We start from the raw sequence: 16,690 nt of genomic DNA, 5'->3' as shown, positions 1-16,690 counted from the left end.
CCGTCCGCCGGCCCTCTTCACCCGGGGACGGCGGACGGTCCGCAAGCACCCCGGAGACGCGTTCTGTGACCAACACCCCCTCGCGGGTCCGTCCGGTGGAACCCGGCAGCCTTCTGTGCGGCCCGGAGCATCGCACGGTCGCGCGGCTTCTGGCCCTGCTGATCTCGATGCAGAGGGCCAACCAGAGGCACCCCCGCGTCAGGCTGTGGGCGGCGCCACTGATGTGCCTGCTTCTCGGCGTCCCGGGTCTTGTGGACAGTGCCGCCGGGGACGGGCCCGATTTCCCCACGGCTCTCATGGTGCTGATGGGATTCACCGTCCCGCTGCTCGCGCGGCAGCGCCATCCGGTTGCGGTCTTCGCCGTCATCACGGTCTTTTCCCTGGCGGAGGCCGTGTCCGGGCTTCTCACCAACGCTCATTTCCTCGCGCAACTGATCATGCTGTACAACCTCGCCCGGTTCGCCCCACCGGTTCATTTGGCCGTCGCGGTCGCGATCACCGTCCCCCAGACCATCGTGACGATCATGACCTTCGCGCAGGACACCCAGATGTCACGGATCGACAGCCCGCTGGCGGTGACAATCGACCTGGTGCTCTGCATTCTCGCCATCGCCGGTCTGGGACTGGCCGGCCGGGTGGCGCGCTCGTACATCATCGCCCTGGAGGACCAGGCGGCGCGTCTGCAGGTGGAACGCGATCAGCGGGCTCGTCTCGCGGAGGCCACGGAACGGGCACGTATCTCCCGGGAGATGCACGACATCCTCGGACACACCCTCGCCGTCGTGGTCGGTCTGGCCGACGGTGCGGCGGGGCTGGCCGAGACCAATCCGAAGAAGAGCGGGGAAACACTGCGGATCATCGCGGACAGCGGGCGCGGCGCCCTGGCCGACCTGCGTCGGCTCCTCACCGCGATTCGTGAGGAGGGACGCCATGAGGCGCCCTTTCACCCCCAGCCGGGTACGGGCGATCTCGGGGCTCTGCTGGAGCGGACCCGTGCGGCCGGCCCCGACGCCCGTCTCGAAACCGCCGGGGACCTGACCGGCCTGCCCGCAGGACTGCAACTCGCTGTGTACCGCATAGTCCAGGAAGCCCTGACGAACACCCTCAAGCACGCCGCCTCCGACACCGCGGTCCGTGTCGCCGTGATAGCGGAGCAGGACGCCGTGCACGTCACCGTCGAGGACACGGGTCCGCCCGCCCTCGAACGGGCTCGTTCCTCGGAAGGCGGTGGACAGGGGCTTCTCGGCATGCGGGAACGCGCCGCGCTCTACCAGGGGACGGTCACCGCCGGTCCGAACTCCGCCGGCGGCTGGAGCGTTCGCGCCGTCCTGCATTCGACGCCGCCGGTGAAGGCGGGCCTGGACGCACACCAGGCATGATGCCTGGCCGGCTTGGCGGCACGAGCGCCTGCCGTCCTCGCGCCTCGGTCGGTGCCGACGGTCAGAACATGGTGTTGTCGTTCTTGGAGGTCGCTGGGATGAGCTGGAGGACGTCCCAGTGCTCGACGATCCTGCCGGCCGCGTCGAAACGGAAGATGTCGATGCCGGCGTACTCCTCGGCGGGCCAGGTCTGGTGGCAGTGCAGGATCACGTGGTCGCCTTCTGCGAAGGCGCGCTTGACCTCCACCCGCTTGCCCGGGTACTCGGCGGCCATCCGCTCGAAGTAGTCGATGAACGCCTGCTTGCCGTCGCCGACGTGGGGATTGTGCTGGATGTAGGTGTCGCCGACGTACCGGTCGATGGCCTCGGCGGGACGGCACTGGTTGAACATCAGGTCGTAGAACGCCTTGGCCGTGGCCTTGTTGGTCTGCGGGTCGCTCACGGTGTCTCCGTAGTGTCGGGTGTCAGGTGCGGCGAAGTGAGTGCGTCGAGCAGGTCGTCGGCCCCGACCGGGACGGGCAGAGCCCGGCCGGCGAGGTCGGCGGGGGTTTCGGGGTGAGTGGGGTTGACGCGTACGAGACGTGAGTGGGAGAAGCGGCGGGTCAGGTGTTCACCAGGCCATCGAATCACGCCCGGGGTGTTGAATCCGGCGCCGAGTTCCAGGATGAGCAGGCGAGTGTCGGCGGGTGCCGTTCCCAGCCAGTGCTGGAGGCGACGGCCCGCCGGGAGGTAGGGGGCGTCGACGAACTCGGGGCCGGTACGGACGTTGATCTCGACCTCCCCGCCGCAGTTCGGGCAGCGGGGCAGGGCGCTCGGGTCCATTACAGCACCGGTGGCCGGGTCGTACGCGGCGAGGAGCCGCTCGACGAGGGGGCGGCTGTCCCAGGTGGTGGGTGTGCACGGGGTGACGCACTGGTAGCGGCCGTAGTCGCCCTGCGGTGTGAAGACCCGGTCGGCGGCGAAGCCGCCCCGCGCGAAGAGGGCATCCACGTTGGATGTCATCACCCAGTGGTCCTTGTTGCCGACGAAGGAGCGCAGACGCTGGTAGAGGGGGTTGGGGTCCGGGGAGAAGCGGATGTCGTCGACGTGGACGGCCCAGTAGCCCCACAGCAGGGCGGGCGGCAGGGGGACGCCGACCAGGTAGCGGGAGCGCAGGCCGAGGCGGTGCAGGGCGGGGAAGAGCTCCTTGAAGCGGTCCTCGTCGCCGTAGTCGTATCCGGCGGCGGCGCTGAGTCCGGCCCCGGCGGTGATCAGGACCCGGTCGGCCTCGGTGAGCCAGGTGCGTATCGTGTCGGCGGCGGCTGCCATCTCGAAGGCGGGGTGGTTCATCGGGGTCGGGTTCTTTCGGTCAGGGCGTGGAGGTAGGCGGCGAGGTCGTGGTCCGTGTACACGTTGAAGATCACGCGGTCGAACCGTTCCGGGTGGAGGTCGAGCCAGTCGGCCACGGTGTCCAGGGCGATGCGGGCGGCCGGTGTCCTGGGGTAGCCGAAGACGCCGGTACTGATGCCGCAGAACGCGACGCTGTGGATGCCGTCCACTTCGGCCGCGAGGTCGAGGCAGGCACGGTAGGAGGACGCCAGTGCCTGCTGGTGGAGCGGGCGCACGGGGCCGTCGACGATCGGGCCGACGGTGTGCAGGACGTAGCGGGCGGGCAAGTGGTAGCCCCGGGTGATCTTGGCCGTGCCGGTCGGCTCCGGGTAACCCTGCAGGGACATGATTGTGTGGCAGTCGGCACGCAGGCCGGGGCCGGCGGCGGCGTGGATGGCGTTGTCGATGCACGGGTGCATAGGGGCGAAACAGCCGAGCAGGGCGCTGTTGGCGGCGTTCACGACGGCGTCCGCGCCGAGGGCGGTGATGTCGCCCTGCCACAGCACCGTCCGGTCGGCGGCCCGGTACGTGGTGTGGGGAAGCGTGTCGCGGACGGTGGGCAGCGAGGTGGCGTCGACGGTGTCGCGTGCCAGGCGTTCGCCGGCCAGCAGCGTCTCCAGCACACGGGCGGCCCCGGTGGGCAGCGGGCCTGGCTCCCGGACTGTCAGCACGGCGCGCAGGAGCTGCCGGGCGGCGGCATCGTCGATCCGGTCCGCCGCACCGGGGCGCAGCCCTGCCCTCAACGCCACCGGGTCGTCGGCCAGCAGGCCGAGCGCCTCGCGGACCAGGTCGGCGGGCCGATCCCCTGGGACATGACCGACGTCGGACCGGAAAGGCTCGTCGAGAGCGATGGCGGGGCTGTAGGCGGCGAGCGGCAGCGGGGTCGCGTACACGGTGGTCCTCCCGGCGGGTGGGCGCACGCCGCCGTGCCCTCACCCGCGGGCTGGTGGGGGCACGGTGGCGTGTGAGGGCAGCCTTCAGGCGGGTTCGAGGGTTCCGGTGTGGAGTTCGGCGACTCGGCCGTTGTCCGTCTCGTAGGTCCAGAAGGCGTGGATGGTTCGGGTGTTGAGGTTCATGAGGTGGGTGACCGTCATGCCGGAGGCTTCGACCCAGCCGACGATGAACAGGCCGGGGGCCACCTCGGCGGTGTGGAGGGTGACGGTCTCCTCGGCGCCCTTGGCCGGGCCCTCCAGGGTCTCGTAGCGCAGGCTGATGCCGTCAGCCGAGTAGGTGTTCCGGAAGACAACGCCGTTGTCGACGCGGAAGACGAACGTCTTCCCCGCATAGGTCAGGCCACTCAACGTATCTCTCCTTGCTGGTGCCGTGGTGTGTCAGAACAGGCCGTTGGAGTGCGGGAGTTCGGCGGGCACGGGAACTACGACGTCCCAGTGCTCGACGATCTTGCCGCCCTGGACGCGGAAGAGGTCGTAGTAGGCGACGGGGACGCCGAACTCGCCCTCGGACTGGAGCAGGACGAAGTCGCCCTCGGCGATGACCTTGTGGACGGTCTTGTAGACGAGGTTCTTGCCCTGTTCGGCCCACTGCGCGGCGGCGGCGCCGAAGCCGTCGAGTCCGTCGGCTGCTTCCGGGTTGTGCTGGTGGTAGGTCTCGGTCGAGATGTAGTCGGTCAGGACCGAGTAGTCGGCGCCCTTGAGGACCTTCTCGGCGAACTCCGCCACCAGGGCGCGGTTGGCCTCGGTCCTGTCAAGGTCGGCGGGCTCGGTGGGGCCGTCAGTCTGGGAGCGGCCGGAGGCGGTGTCCTCGACCAGTGGGGTGAGGGCGTCCCAGTGCTCGGCGAGCTTGCCGTCGGCGTCGACGCGGAAGATGTCGAAGGCGACCAGCGGGTCCGGGCCGAAGCCGTGGTACGTGCCGTGCAGGGCGACCAGGTCGCCGTCGGCGATCACCCGGGCACCCTCGTACCGGAAGCCCTCCGGCAGGCCGGCGACCAGCTGACGCAGGGCCTCGGGGCCGTCGGCGGCCAGCGCGCTGTGCTGGGTGTAGCCGGCAGCGACCCAGCGGTCCACCGCGCTCGGGTCCTTCTGGCCGAACAGCTCGCCGGCTGCGGTCAGGACGGTGTTCCTGGCGTTGCTCATGATGGTTCTCCTCAAGAGGACAGGTTGTGGATGGAGGCCTGGGGGACGGCCGCAGCCAGACGCTGGTCGAGGGCGGCGGTCAGGGAAGCGGCCGTGGAGGCCGCGCCGCCCATCTGGTCGGCACCGTGTGCGGTGTGCAGCAGCAGCGCCGGGTAGGAGGTGACGCCGAGGCGGCGCAGCGCAAGGAAGGCGGCGCGAGCCTCCCCCCGGCCGGCCGGGGCGCTGTACGCCGAGGTGACGGCGTCCGCGTCCAGGCCGAACTCGTCGGCTATGTCCCGGTAGACGTCCACGTCGGACAGGCTGCGGCCATCGACGAACCACGCCCGCTGTATGGCCTCGGCCGCTTCCAGTTCGCTGACTCCGGGCTGGTCGCGCAGCGCTGCCAGCCCCGCCGCCGCGGCGGCGGAGTCGAGCACGGTCGTCCCACGCGACAGCGCACGCTCGTAGCCCACGCCGAAGGCGGCTCCCGTCAGCTGCGTGATGCGGCCGCGTTCGGCCGACAGGTGCGGATAGGCCGCCACCGGCAGCGCCCGGGCACCGGTGTAGAGGCCGGCCGACACGACGCTGAGCCGGATGCGGTGTGCGTTGTCCTCGGCGAAGGCCCGCACAGTGGGGCCGAAGCCGTAGCACCAGGCGCAGTACGCGTCGAAGGCGTACGTCAACGAGGCCCGTTCCGCCGAAGGCATCACACTCCTCCTCTCTTACCGCTTTCCGACATCGATCGATGTCGGTGAGGCGCCGACAACCCCAAGTTATGGTCGTCGAACGGGCCGAATCGGATACGCTGGCGACTAGTGATGGTCAAAAACCGACATGATGCCGTCCGAGGAATCCCGGCGGTCTCCTTCGCGGCGCCCGCCGGCACCCCCGCCGGTGTCGAAGTACTGTCCCTGGCCGACCTGCGCCACCGCGTGCCGGGCGAGCGGCTCACGGCCCCCCAGCGCCCGGACTTCCATCACCTGATCACACTCGCCGGCGGAACCCTGTGGCACACGGTCGACTTCACCGCCTACGCCCTTGAACCCGGCTCATGGCTGTGGGTTCGCCCCGGCCAGGTTCAGCAGTGGGGCGACCTCACTCACGCAGAGGGCACCTTGATTCTGTTCCGTCAGGACTTCCTCGACCCGGCCACCACGGCCGGCGCCGGCATGGAAGACCAGCACGCGCCGATCCTGCGTCGGCCCCTGTCCGGCGACGACCAGGCCCTGCGACAGGCCGTCGACCATCTCGCTGGCGAGTTCCACGCACTCGGGCACCTGCCCCTGGAGATCCACACCGCGGCCCTGCGCCACCTACTGGCTGTACTCGTCCTGCGACTGGCCCACCTCACCGCGCCCATCGGCAGCCCCGCCCCCGAACCCGACGCCACCTACCTGCGCTTCCGCGACGCCGTGGAACAGGACTTCGCCCGCACCCGCCGGGTCGAGGACTACGCCGACGCGCTCGGCTACTCGCCCCGCACCCTCTCGCGCGCCACCCTCGCCTCGGCCGGCCTGGGGGCCAAGGAGTTCATCGACCGCCGGGTCGTCCTCGAAGCCAAGCGCCTCCTGGCTCACAGCGATCAGAGTGCCGCCCGCATCGCCGACCGTCTCGGCTTCTCCAGCGCCACCCACTTCAGCAAGTACTTCCACCAGCGCACCGGACAGACCCCGATCAGCTTCCGCGACGCGGTCCGCGGGCACACCCCGAGGTGAGAGTCGTCCGTCCCGCCGTAACACCCGCCCTTGGTGGACGATGGGCGCCGAGCATGTGACCCACAGGCACACTCCGGTTCAGACGCGATGCCGATCGCTCCAGGCCGCCAGTCCGGGCCACAGACCCGTGCCCAGTGCCACTTCCAAGCGGGCGAGAGTCCCCATGTCGGGCAGGACCATTCCACGGAGCAGTCGGCTGATGGTTGCGTGCGAGACCCCGGCCTTGTCCCCCAGGGCCCTGAGGCCGATCTCGGATGCCTCCATTGCCTCTGTCAGGTTCCGCGCGAAGGCTTGGCCGTAGTGCGCGCTGATGGGAGCGTCCTGCACGAGCCGGGCATACGGCCAATTGCCGGAGGCGACGTAGGCCATCGGCAGTTGGTCGTTGTTGCTCCGGGGCATGCCGAGATGATCCCACGTCCCCATGGGTCCCGTCCCTCCGTGTCGCTCGGGTCGGCACACGCCGCCGCGCTGGTGTAAGTACACACCACTCTAGGGGTGGAAGCCTGGCCGTGTTGCGGAATCGGTCCTTGGGCGTGTCGCACTCTGCGAAGACGTGAGCGGACCTATGGTGTCGGACCCGGATCTTCTATACCTTTCGGGGTTTCCCGCAGGCCGGCGAGGATCCGCTTGATGTCTGCAGCCAAGTTCGTAGGTGTGGGGACGCGTGCGGCGCGGACGGTAAGTGCGCCGGCTGGATCGGTCTCCACCAGGTATCCGACTTCCGACAGGATGCCGAACAGGGCCGCGTGCAGGTGGCGTCGGGCGGCCTCGTGTGCGCGATCCGCGGCGGCCATGGGTAGACCCCGCAGCTGCTCGTCGGCGGCCGTGCGGCGCAGACTGCGGGAAACGAACCATTCCACGCCCATCGATTCATCGCGATCGGTCACCGCGACACCATAAGAGCGATAGCGGTCGTTGTCGTCCGCTTCGGGCAGCCCGGCGGCGGCCAGAAGCGTCCGGATTTCCAGGCCCAATGGACCGCGAGCCGGAGGCCGACGTCGATGCTGAGCGCTTGTCACTGGGTACGCTCCTGGGTGGGACCAGGTATCAGGAAATGAGGAGGGCTGCGCTGCCGGTAGCCGATACAGGGCGGCGGGATTCGAGATCACTCGACAAGGGTGATGACGCCGTCGGGAATCCAGCCCTCCAGGTATCCACGCAGAAAAGGGCCGAGCTCGCGTGGATACACATCAAAGTCCTCGTCCTCCACATCGGACAGGGGATGCCAGACATAGTCGGCATCCAGAGAGGCATGGGCCCGAGCGCGAAGGCTGATCGGACTCATCCTGTCGCGACGGGTGATGAAGATGCGCATCAAGCGTGCGTGGCCGTCCCGCTCCGGCACGGGAACGAACCTGCCGACCACTGGAGTAGCGGCAAGGAACCAATGAGAGAAGATCGGGTCCACAACTCGAATGGCTGAGAATCTGGAAGGCCGGAGAGGGATCACTCGCGCCTTGATCGGCTGCCAAGGAGACTCGCCGTGAATTCGGCAGAGCAGTACGCGCTCTAGGCGGTCAATCACAGCCAGCACCGTAGACGACGATTTCCATCGGAGAATGCTCATGCGTTGAGCGTCCGTCAGAATCGGTGCGCACGCCTCCCGCTGAGTTGCAAGCGAATGAAGCCGATAAGAATGGGGCGATTTACTGAAGTGAGGCGATGGCGAGATGCCTGTAGTGCATCGCTCCTGCGCGATGCACTACAGCTGTCGGTTTGGGAGGGCGGCCCCTCTGTCGGGAGAGGGGGCTGCGATTCTCAGGGGAAGCCGTGGTCCCAGTCGCCTCAGTGCCGGTTGCTGACGAGGTAACAGGCCCTGGCCTGCGCAGATGCGTTGGGCGTTCCCAGATCACCCCCGGCGTGTTTTGGCCGCGGTGCGCGCACCCGCTCTGACCTGCAGCGAGCGACTTTCGCACAAGCCCCACGAAGGCGGGGATCTGTCGGAAAATGTGTCTGAAATTCGCCTGAAGTTGGACGAATCTCGTTCACTTGGACCCCGACAGGTCTGCGGCGGCGCGACCTGCGACAGCTGCGCCACCGCCGTCAGTGTAGCGGGTGGCCTGGTGGTGGCAGGTGCCTCTTGGTCGGCGAGGCTGTCTGTGCTGGTCGGGCGGGAGGGTGAGTGAGTGGCGCTCAGCCACGATGACCCCTTCGGGGTGTCCCGGCCGAGTCCCGGGTGGCCGTCATGTGGCACGGCGTCCGGTGATGCGTGCGACGAAGCGGGCGACGGAGTTGCTCGCCCAGGCGTAGCCGATATAGATGAGGAGGGCTGCCTTCGCGCCGTATGCGGGGACTCGTTCGTGTGGGTATGCCTGGTCGAATCGGGAATGCTGGGACTCGCTGTCCTGGCGGAATCCCTTGAGCCGTCGCCCTGCCGGAGTGTCGGGCGGGATTTGGCGCAGGTGCTCGGTGCGATTGAACCGCTTCCGCTTGGTGGAGGGGTCGATTTCCCGGTCTTCCTTGGTCTCGTCGACGCGGATGCGGACGGCGTGGGGTCCGTGCGGGCAGGGGATTTCGAGACGCTGGTAGAAGCGGGCCTGTGTGCCTTTGCGGAATTCCAGCTCGTGGACGGGAAGCGGGGTGTAGAGGGTTTCGCCTTCGACGGTGATGTGGCGCTCGCAGACCCGGCCGGCTGCGGCGTAGAGGTCGTGGTGAGAGCGACCTTCCTCGCATTTGTGTTTCTGGAGGGGCTGGGGCTCAAGGCCGCTGTGCTGCTTGGTGTACACGACCAAACCTTCGGTGATAAGTGGTGCGCGGTGGACGCCGCGCAGGGCGGTGTCGTACGTGATTGCGCGTACGCCGGGGGCTTTGGCGAGGATTTCCTTGACCAGTCGCACCGCTGCTTTCCCTTCGTCTTCGCGGTGAGGGTCGTGTTTGCGTGCTTTGTGTCGTACGGATTCCAGGGCGAGGATGACGCGGCTGTGCGGGATGTGTGCGGCGCGGACGGCGATGGAAAGGAATTTGTTTCCGTAGACCGGGCGACCGCCGCCTTCTGTCGTGTGGCTGGCGTCGGGGTCTACGCGGTGTCGCCGGATTTCTCCGGTCTTTTCGTCGGCTTCTTCCATTTTGGTGTGGTCTGAGGGAGGAGCGGCGACGGTTGCGTCGCCGTGTAGGACCTGTTCGCGTGCCGGGTGGATCCAGCTGCCTCGGGGGCTTACGGCGAGCATTCCTTGAGCGACGGCTTGTTCGATCCATTTGGCCCGGCTGATGTCGTGAACGGCGTCGACCGCTGCTTTGAGGTGGCGTTGGAAGAAGTAATTCCACTGGCTACGGGTGGGGCCGGTCGGCGGGAGTGCGGCGGCTTCCTCGGGGCCGACGAAGTCGTGGATCGCGCGCCGGATGGGATCCCACCACAGGGGGCGGGCGAGGTGCGCGGCGGTGCTGCGGGCGGAGCCGAAGACGGAGATCGCGCAAAGGAACACGAAGTAGATGTACGGCGGGTAGACGGGCGGGCGGCCCACTTGCCCTTCGTCGCGGGGTGGGAGGGCTTCGAGCGCGGTGGCGTAGAGGTCGGGATTGCGGATGAGGTACTCGAAGCGGAGGTCGATGGTGATCGCCGGTGCTTCGGGGCCGCGTGGGGGCGGGGCGTCGGAGGCGGAGCCGAAGGCGTCGTCGGGGGTGGGGCCGAGGACGTAGCTCGTGCCCTCGTCGGTCTTCTTCTTCGCCGTGCGCCGACGCTTCTTGGGGGCGCTCATGCGGTGTCCGCCTCGGTGGACAGCCAGTCCAGGGAGGCGAGTGCGGCGGCACCGTCGAGGGAGGACAGACCCAAGCGGCGGGCGACTTCCGAAAGCTGTCCGGCTCTCCTCGAGGATGCCGCGGGCGACGTATCGGGTGACGTCCTTGGGCTCGATGCGGCGCTGGACGGTGGCCAGTCCGCTGCGCCGGGCGATGTCGCCGAAGCCGGAGCAGACGCTCGCCTGTGCGCGGTAGGCGGAGGATGCCCCGGTCACGATGGGCCGCGCCGTGCCCGGCACGGCGTCGCGCAGCAGGTGATTACAGCGCAGGAGCAGGACACGGGCAGCCCAGTCGTCCAGCGGGCAGTGGCGGCCGTTGGTGCGGGTGGCGCCGAAGGTCCACACGCTCGCGCCTGCGAGATCGAGATCCAGGTCGTCCGTGGTCGCCTTGGCGATCTCGGCGGTGTGCAGGCCGGCCAGCAGCAGAGCGAGAAGGGCGGCCTGGCGGGTGGCGGGCATGCCGCGTTCGGCGTGGAAACGCAGTTGCTGGATGTCGCCGTCGTCCAGATGGACACCATGCTTGCGGGGGCTGCGCGGAATGGGCGGGAGATCGACCAGCGGGGCCGCTGTGGTGTAGCCGAGGGCGCGGGCCTCGGTGAACAGCGCCTGGAGGCCGGCACGCCGCTGGCGCTGGGTGCCGGTCGCCGGATTGAGGATCAGCCCTTGGTGGCGGTCGTTGCCGGGGGCCTCGATGAACGCCAGTGCGAGGGTGTGGGTGAAGTCGTCGAAGCAGAGCACGCCATGGATCTGGGCATAGCGTTCGGCCCGTTCGCAGATCTGGGTGTACAGGTCGGCGGTCTCCAGGCTCATGTGCCCGGCCAGCGCGCGGTCCTGCCAGATACGGGTGATGTGCGGGAGCGCGGTGCGGATGCGGGTCTTAGCCACGGTGGCCTCCGGTGAGGCGTGCCGCGTGCGGGTGACGGCCCTTGGAGAGGGGGACATCGGTGGATGCGGACGCGCTACGGTGGGCGCAGCCCGGTGCGGTGACGTATCTGGGCATGCCGAAGCCCTTCGGTTGTGCCTGCGGCGCTGCCGCAGTGAGGACCTGATGGGTGAAGGTGGGGGTCCGGCGGCGCTGTACCGGCCAAGGAATCGGCGCTGCCGGACCCGTATGTTCGCGGGCGAGTCAGTGGGGCGAGGAGCGGCTCCTGAGTTTGACGGCTACGGCGGCCAGCGCGGTGATGTGGCCGTGCATGGACAGGACCTCGTCGGCGGAGAGCCTGGCGAGATCGGCCAGCTGTACGGGGCGGCTGAGCAGTGCCAGCAGGCTGTCACCGACCTCTGTACGCGGCGGCGGAACGCCTGCGCTACCGGCTGCATGGGGCGCGGGTTCCTCCGCCTCGGGGGGTTCGGGGTCTTCGGGTGAGGGTTCCGGTTCGGGTTCAGGCGATCCAGCCGGAGCTTCCTCGTCGTCGGCATGGTCCTGAGTTGCGGCATCGGGCTCGGCGGCGCTCCGGCTGGGGCCATCCGCCGGGTTGGGCGTGGGCGTCGTGTCCTCGCACCAGCTCAGCTTTTTGCCCGGCTGAGGCTGCAGCAGGCCGAGTTCGACCATCAGGTCGATGAGCATCTCTACTTCGAGCCGGTACTCGTCGCCCACCTGGGCCAGCCGCATGATCCGGGTGACGAGCCCGGTGCGCAGGGCCGGGCCGTCGAGCAACCGCGCTTTCACCGACCGTGCGAACCATTGGCCCCTGATGGCCCTGCCCAGGGCTCGGCAGCCGTGCACGTCGCCCTGGCGCCAGGCTGCGGCGAGAGAACGGGCGATTCGTGTGGGACGGTAGGTGGCCCGCTCCGGGGCACGCTCGATGAGGCCGCAGGAGCGCCAGAAAGACAGGGTCAACTGGATGCGGTCGGCTCGAATGCCGATGACGCTTTCCAGGGATTGGGCCGTGAAGGTGCCCTCGGCGAGGCAGATCCCGCGGATGATCACCACTTGCTGGTCCGAACGGGCCCGCCGAGTCGGCAGGGGCCGGGCAGAAGGGCCCCGGGCGGGCTGACGCTTCGTCACTGGTCTCCTCCGAATCCGACAAGGGCCGCGCCCCCAAGGGCGCTCACTCGAAAGTCACTGGGACGGGTGGGCAGGGACTGTGTGCCCGTCGCGCTTCCGGGTTGCTTTTTTGGTAGCACCCCCCGGCGTGTGGTGCATCTCGGGGGACGCCCACACCTTGCGTGCACCCCGCTCCCGTGAGGACACCGAGGCCTGGCAGTAGTGGAGTGCAGCAGGCGGGCAGGTCTGCTCGGCGAAGGCGGCGGGGCCGGTGAGATACCGGGCAGCCCAGCGAACCTGCTTCCGGGCGGAGCGAGTTTGAAAACACGCGCGAGGGACGAAGCGCGCGAAGTGGAGAGCGAAAGAGGCACGGGTGTTCGGCTCCCTGGTACGTGGACAGGGTGAATCCGGCCGAACACACGCGATGTCCGCGGCGAGAGCCGCTAACGTCATGGGTGTCGACCGTTCGTTTATGTAACGGACGGGAGGTCGCCGCCTCGGCACAACTGTCGGTTCCAAGGCCAATGGGTTCGTGCCGGGCGGCGGTTTTTGTGGGGTGATGGGGAGCGCGGGCGATTACGCACGCTAACCCTGGCTGGATATTCGGGTCACGCACGCTCCCAGCGTTTGACGATGAGGTATCGCACCGGCGGAGCGCCGGGTCCGGTGGGCTCGGGCGCGCGGCGAGGATCCGTCTTCCCCAGCTTTTCCAGTACTCCCTTGAAGGCGAGATAGGTGAGCCCGGACCGCACCCGGCGTACTTCGCGGCGGTCGGTGTTTCCGAGTGCGGCTGCCACCTCGCGGGCGCTCCACGCGTGGCCGGGCTTGCCGGTCATCGTCTCGAGCAGTCGCTGCGACTCCTCGCCCTGGATCTTGACGGCATCGCCCTCGTGGTCCGTTGTGGTCTGTGCGGAGCTGTCCGGCGTGTCCTCGCCCTGCCTCTGCGGGGGGATGTCTGATGCCGGCGTCTCGTCCGGCCGAGGGCGGTCGGCGTCCTGAGGATGGCCGGAGGCGGTGTCGTGGGGGGAGGAGCCCGCCCGAGCCTTCACGGTGGCGAGGATCTCCAGCAGGCGTTCGGCGCTCTCGCGTGCCTCGTCGAGCAGATCCCGCTCGTCCTGCGTGCTGGCCACCGATTCCTTCAAGCGGTGGAGGGTCTCGTCGCGCTCGGCGACGGCCTGACCGACGGTCTGAACGACGCCTGCCAGAAGAGGCTCGAAGCCGTCGAAAGCTGTGGGGGCGTCCCCCTCCACAGTGTGGTCAGTGCGCGGCCTCATGGCCTATAGCCTAGGGCCGGATAAGGCCGGATGGGTGTCCCCCAGGAGTGAATTTACGGTGGGGCCAGAATGCGGCCTGATGACTGGTCAGAACAGTGGCTGAGGGGGCGGATTCCCGTCCGCGTATTCGGTCAATGCTCTGCATGCAGAGCATCAGTGCGAAATATCTGGTCGGAAGTCTCGAGCGGTTTCTGCTCTGTCTTACTGAACGAGGTTCTGACAGCGTTCTGTACGCGTGCGCGTCTCATGGAATCTGGTCCGCGGCGGGCTGACTTCCGGCAGACCTCTGAGAGGGTCTAGGCGGTTATGGCACGTGGTCGAACGTCTCCCGGGTGATGCTCTCGCTGCCGTCGAGAATGGCCTGGACGGCAGCAGAGCGGACCAAGTGCGCCAGGCCGCCGACGAGTCCCCGGCTGCGCTCGTGCAGGTAGGCGCTGGCCGCGGACAGGGATCCGGGCTGATGCGCGGTCAGGTCCAGGACGTCCTCTGTCTGCCGCACCAGGTGCCGCCACACGGCCATGTCCGTGATCGGGCCGCTTTCGACGTGGGTGGCGCGGCGGCGCAGGTGGCCGCGCTCATCGGTCCCCCACAGCGTGTTCAGGTCCGGGGTGTTGGCCGTGTAGGCGAACAGGCACGGCACTTGGTCGCTGAGAAACCGCAGAACATCCCAGCTGCTGGGCCGTGCGGAGGACGTCGCAGGGCGCAGACCGTGGGCATCGTCGATCACCACGAGTGCCGTGCCGGCCGCGACCAGCGCCTGCTCGACGGCGTCCGACAGCGCGGCGGTGCGGGCGGGCGGGGCGACATCCAGGCGGCGGGCCAGCCGGACCAGCACCTCCCGGGCGGTTGCCGCGGGCGGGACGAGGACGTGCACCGTGGCCGGTCCGGGAGCATCAGGGCGCCGAGCACGCGAGGTATCCACGAGGCGATGGGCGAGTTCCCGCACGGCATGCGTCTTGCCGCAGCCCGAAGGCCCCGTCACCACCAGCATGCGCCGGTCTGTCGTCGCGTACTGGTTCAGTTCCAGGAGCCGTTCCCCCGCCACGCGCACCTCCCGGGCCAGCGGGTCTCCCGGCACCGAAAGCGTCGCGTGATGGGCGATGCGGGCCTGCCGCAGCAGGACCTCGGCAGTTCGACGCAGATTTCCCTGGCGGATCGGCCCAGGCTGCTCGCCGGGTGCGTGGGCTGGCGCCTGCCGGCGCCGCCCTGGGGCGGCTGAGGGCACGGGTGTGGCAGGCGTCGCGTCCTCACGTACGACTGCCACCTGGGGCGGGGCGCCGCGTTCCAGGCCGAGTGCCGGGACGTCGGTCCACTGCCCGCTCCTGTCCCGGATCCAGACGCGGTCCGGGTCGTAGGCGTCGGCATGCACGCTGCGGACGGGCCCGCGCAGCCCGTTCAGCGCCGGTCCCCAATACCGCCGACCCCGCACCTTCAGCCCGGTCGGCGACTGCCGCTGCCCGACCTCGGGCAGCAACTCCGGATAGGTGGTGGGGGGCAGGGGCAGGTGCACCCATCCCTGGCGGGCAACGCATGCGGCGAAGGCGCCGCTCGGGGTGGGCGCGAAGTCCGGTTCCGCCACCGGCCTCAGCGCCTCGATCTCGAGGTGCTGCCAGTCATGCTCCACCCACTCCTGGGCGTACACCTGCACTGTCCGTGCACTCCAATGGCCGGCCGTCGGTGCATCCGGCCGTGCCGCGAGGCAGTCGGTGAACCGGGTGGCCAGCCGGTGCATCTTGCCCTCACCGGAGGTCACCAGCATGGGCGAGGTGGGCAGCAGGCTCACCCCGTACTGCCGACACAGTGCCGAGAAACGGCTGTGCGGGGGGAACACACCGGGCGCGAGGGCGATTCGTTCCGGCATGATCAGCGGCGCCGCTGGCCGCGACCCGACAGGTGAGCCCGCAGCGCCGCCGCTGTGACCGGCGGGCGGGAAGTGCAGGGTGGCGGCGGTCCACCAGCGCGCCAGGAAGGCACTGGCGTCCGCCGGGCGGTCGACGACATCGACCGTCAACGCGCAGACCGACCAGGTCAGTTCGTCGATCGCCACCGTCAACCGCATGCGCTTCTTGCCTTCGGGGGTCCTCAGCACCACGGCATCGACGTAGACACGTTCCCCTGGGCGCGACAGCCACGTTCCTCCCGCGATGACCACAGGCTTCCCGTCCTGTGCCACGCGCTGATCCCGGCCCTGACCTGTGTGCCCGGCGGACAGTAGGCCCAGCAGCCGGTAGAACGTCGAGCGGGACGGCAGCCACGACTCGTCGCCCCCGTGCACGTCGACAACCGTCCGCAGAGTCTGCTGACGGTAGTGCTCCATCGGCCGGCCCGGCCCGCCTTCCTCGGCGGAGAGCACCGCGATGAGGCAATCCAGTACACGCGGGTCGACATGCCTGCCCGGCGTGGAGATTCTGGTGGCACGGCGGTCGTACAGGCCGCTCAGCCCGTGCGACTGATACTGCTGGCGCTTGCGGCGGACCGTGCGTGCCGACGCCCCCTCGATCCCGGCCGCCGCGAGTTCCTCGGCCTTGGCCGCCTCTCGCTCCGCCAGCGTGCGTCTGCCCGGATCGTACGCGGGCCTAGGGGGCAGGGCCGGATCCGTGTCCGGAGGCCGCCCGCTGATCACTTCCACGATGTGCCGCTCCCACCACAGCGCCTGGGCATGGGAGGCGGGTGTCACATCGTGGGGCGGCATGGGGCCCGGACGGGAGCGCGGGCCCTGTTCGAGCACCTCGAAGCCGTCCTTGCCCACCAACTGGTGCACCGGGCACACCGCACCCTGGCCCAGCGCGTTGACGAGCTCGACGCCCTCGCCGTCCAGGCCGATGACCGACCACGCGTGGTCGCCGAACCGGACACGATCCCCCAGTCCGAGCCGAGCGGCCGCCGGTCCCCTCATCAGCCCTTGCCGACCTTCCCGTTGGCCCGCCACAGTGCACCCGGCGCACAGACCACAGATGGTGCCGACGCCGCACGGGCGGCACCTCACTCATGAGCACAGAACGCCTCGTGCGCACCCGTAAGTTATACGCGTCCAGCAATCAAAAGAATTAAGCAATTAACGCCTATACGTCAGTGCGTATCGCCCGAGGCGAGGGCGGCCCCAACAGCTCCTGCCCACCGGCCGGACCGCCTGAGCGCGGATCACCCTCGCAGGCTCTGAG

General features: G+C 69.0%; 15 protein-coding genes. 2 read left to right on the top strand and 13 right to left on the bottom strand.

The features are described from left to right. The first annotated feature begins 305 nt into the window (after nt 1-305). A complete protein-coding gene (locus PBV52_RS19585) occupies nt 306-1,379 on the top strand; it encodes a sensor histidine kinase (protein WP_274239801.1) in 1,074 nt (357 codons plus the stop codon). A 61-nt stretch (nt 1,380-1,440) separates the two neighbouring features. Here PBV52_RS19585 and PBV52_RS19580 read toward each other — a convergent pair whose 3' ends face one another. The 6 genes from PBV52_RS19580 to PBV52_RS19555 form a co-directional block, all read right to left on the bottom strand. Next, complete coding sequence (locus PBV52_RS19580; RefSeq protein ID WP_274239800.1) at nt 1,441-1,821, bottom strand: nuclear transport factor 2 family protein; 381 nt, start codon at nt 1,819-1,821, stop codon at nt 1,441-1,443. Next, the gene (locus PBV52_RS19575) at nt 1,818-2,708 is read right to left on the bottom strand and encodes an NAD-dependent protein deacetylase of SIR2 family (RefSeq protein WP_274239799.1); all 891 of its coding nucleotides are present in this window, start codon (nt 2,706-2,708) and stop codon (nt 1,818-1,820) included. Before PBV52_RS19575 ends, PBV52_RS19580 begins: the two co-directional genes overlap by 4 nt. Next, entirely contained in the window at nt 2,705-3,640 is a 936-nt protein-coding gene (locus PBV52_RS19570) for a protein-ADP-ribose hydrolase (RefSeq protein ID WP_274239798.1), read from the bottom strand. The genes PBV52_RS19575 and PBV52_RS19570 overlap by 4 nt, the downstream gene beginning before the upstream one ends. An 84-nt stretch (nt 3,641-3,724) precedes the next feature. Next, nucleotides 3,725-4,048, bottom strand: a complete 324-nt coding sequence (locus PBV52_RS19565) for a hypothetical protein (RefSeq protein WP_274239797.1) — start codon at nt 4,046-4,048, stop codon at nt 3,725-3,727. A gap of 30 nt (nt 4,049-4,078) precedes the next feature. Further along, nucleotides 4,079-4,840 carry a nuclear transport factor 2 family protein gene (locus PBV52_RS19560; protein ID WP_274239796.1) on the bottom strand — a complete coding sequence of 254 codons (762 nt, stop codon included), beginning with the start codon at nt 4,838-4,840 and terminating at the stop codon, nt 4,079-4,081. Nucleotides 4,841-4,851: 11 nt separating this feature from the next. Then, a complete protein-coding gene (locus PBV52_RS19555; RefSeq protein ID WP_274239794.1) occupies nt 4,852-5,526 on the bottom strand; it encodes a DsbA family protein in 675 nt (224 codons plus the stop codon). A 111-nt stretch (nt 5,527-5,637) separates the two neighbouring features. Here PBV52_RS19555 and PBV52_RS19550 point away from each other — a divergent pair, with 111 nt between their 5' ends. Then, nucleotides 5,638-6,534, top strand: coding sequence for a helix-turn-helix transcriptional regulator (locus PBV52_RS19550; protein ID WP_274239792.1), 897 nt, complete (start codon nt 5,638-5,640; stop codon nt 6,532-6,534). A 78-nt stretch (nt 6,535-6,612) separates the two neighbouring features. Here PBV52_RS19550 and PBV52_RS19545 read toward each other — a convergent pair whose 3' ends face one another. The 7 genes from PBV52_RS19545 to PBV52_RS19515 form a co-directional block, all read right to left on the bottom strand. Next, nucleotides 6,613-6,933: a helix-turn-helix domain-containing protein gene (locus PBV52_RS19545; RefSeq protein ID WP_274239791.1), complete on the bottom strand. Its 321-nt coding sequence runs from the start codon at nt 6,931-6,933 to the stop codon at nt 6,613-6,615. A gap of 164 nt (nt 6,934-7,097) precedes the next feature. Further along, on the bottom strand, nt 7,098-7,508 hold the full coding sequence (locus PBV52_RS19540) for a hypothetical protein (RefSeq protein WP_274239790.1): 411 nt from the start codon (nt 7,506-7,508) through the stop codon (nt 7,098-7,100). 131 nt (nt 7,509-7,639) lie between these two features. Beyond that, on the bottom strand, nt 7,640-8,101 hold the full coding sequence (locus tag PBV52_RS19535; RefSeq protein ID WP_274239789.1) for a hypothetical protein: 462 nt from the start codon (nt 8,099-8,101) through the stop codon (nt 7,640-7,642). Nucleotides 8,102-8,717: 616 nt separating this feature from the next. Then, nucleotides 8,718-11,153, bottom strand: a complete 2,436-nt coding sequence (locus PBV52_RS19530) for a hypothetical protein (protein WP_274239788.1) — start codon at nt 11,151-11,153, stop codon at nt 8,718-8,720. Nucleotides 11,154-11,394: 241 nt separating this feature from the next. Beyond that, nucleotides 11,395-12,201 carry a hypothetical protein gene (locus PBV52_RS19525; protein WP_274239786.1) on the bottom strand — a complete coding sequence of 269 codons (807 nt, stop codon included), beginning with the start codon at nt 12,199-12,201 and terminating at the stop codon, nt 11,395-11,397. Nucleotides 12,202-12,863: 662 nt separating this feature from the next. After that, nucleotides 12,864-13,529, bottom strand: a complete 666-nt coding sequence (locus PBV52_RS19520) for a hypothetical protein (RefSeq protein WP_274239785.1) — start codon at nt 13,527-13,529, stop codon at nt 12,864-12,866. A 304-nt stretch (nt 13,530-13,833) separates the two neighbouring features. After that, nucleotides 13,834-16,425 (bottom strand): AAA family ATPase, encoded by a 2,592-nt coding sequence (locus PBV52_RS19515; RefSeq protein ID WP_274239784.1) that lies wholly within the window; start codon nt 16,423-16,425, stop codon nt 13,834-13,836. Nucleotides 16,426-16,690 lie beyond the last annotated feature (265 nt).

Source organism: Streptomyces sp. T12, from assembly GCF_028736035.1.
Taxonomy (GTDB): Bacteria; Actinomycetota; Actinomycetes; order Streptomycetales; family Streptomycetaceae; genus Streptomyces.
This window is presented reverse-complemented; position numbering and strand designations above follow the sequence as displayed.

Coding starts and splice junctions, on each gene's coding strand:
- PBV52_RS19585 (WP_274239801.1), top strand. CDS start 306: ATGGGATTCACCGTCCCGCTGCTCGCGCGGCAGCGCCATCCGGTTGCG.
- PBV52_RS19575 (WP_274239799.1), bottom strand. CDS start 2,708: ATGAACCACCCCGCCTTCGAGATGGCAGCCGCCGCCGACACGATACGC.
- PBV52_RS19560 (WP_274239796.1), bottom strand. CDS start 4,840: ATGAGCAACGCCAGGAACACCGTCCTGACCGCAGCCGGCGAGCTGTTC.
- PBV52_RS19555 (WP_274239794.1), bottom strand. CDS start 5,526: ATGCCTTCGGCGGAACGGGCCTCGTTGACGTACGCCTTCGACGCGTAC.
- PBV52_RS19550 (WP_274239792.1), top strand. CDS start 5,638: ATGGTCAAAAACCGACATGATGCCGTCCGAGGAATCCCGGCGGTCTCC.
- PBV52_RS19545 (WP_274239791.1), bottom strand. CDS start 6,933: ATGCCCCGGAGCAACAACGACCAACTGCCGATGGCCTACGTCGCCTCC.
- PBV52_RS19535 (WP_274239789.1), bottom strand. CDS start 8,101: ATGAGCATTCTCCGATGGAAATCGTCGTCTACGGTGCTGGCTGTGATT.
- PBV52_RS19520 (WP_274239785.1), bottom strand. CDS start 13,529: ATGAGGCCGCGCACTGACCACACTGTGGAGGGGGACGCCCCCACAGCT.
- PBV52_RS19515 (WP_274239784.1), bottom strand. CDS start 16,425: ATGAGGGGACCGGCGGCCGCTCGGCTCGGACTGGGGGATCGTGTCCGG.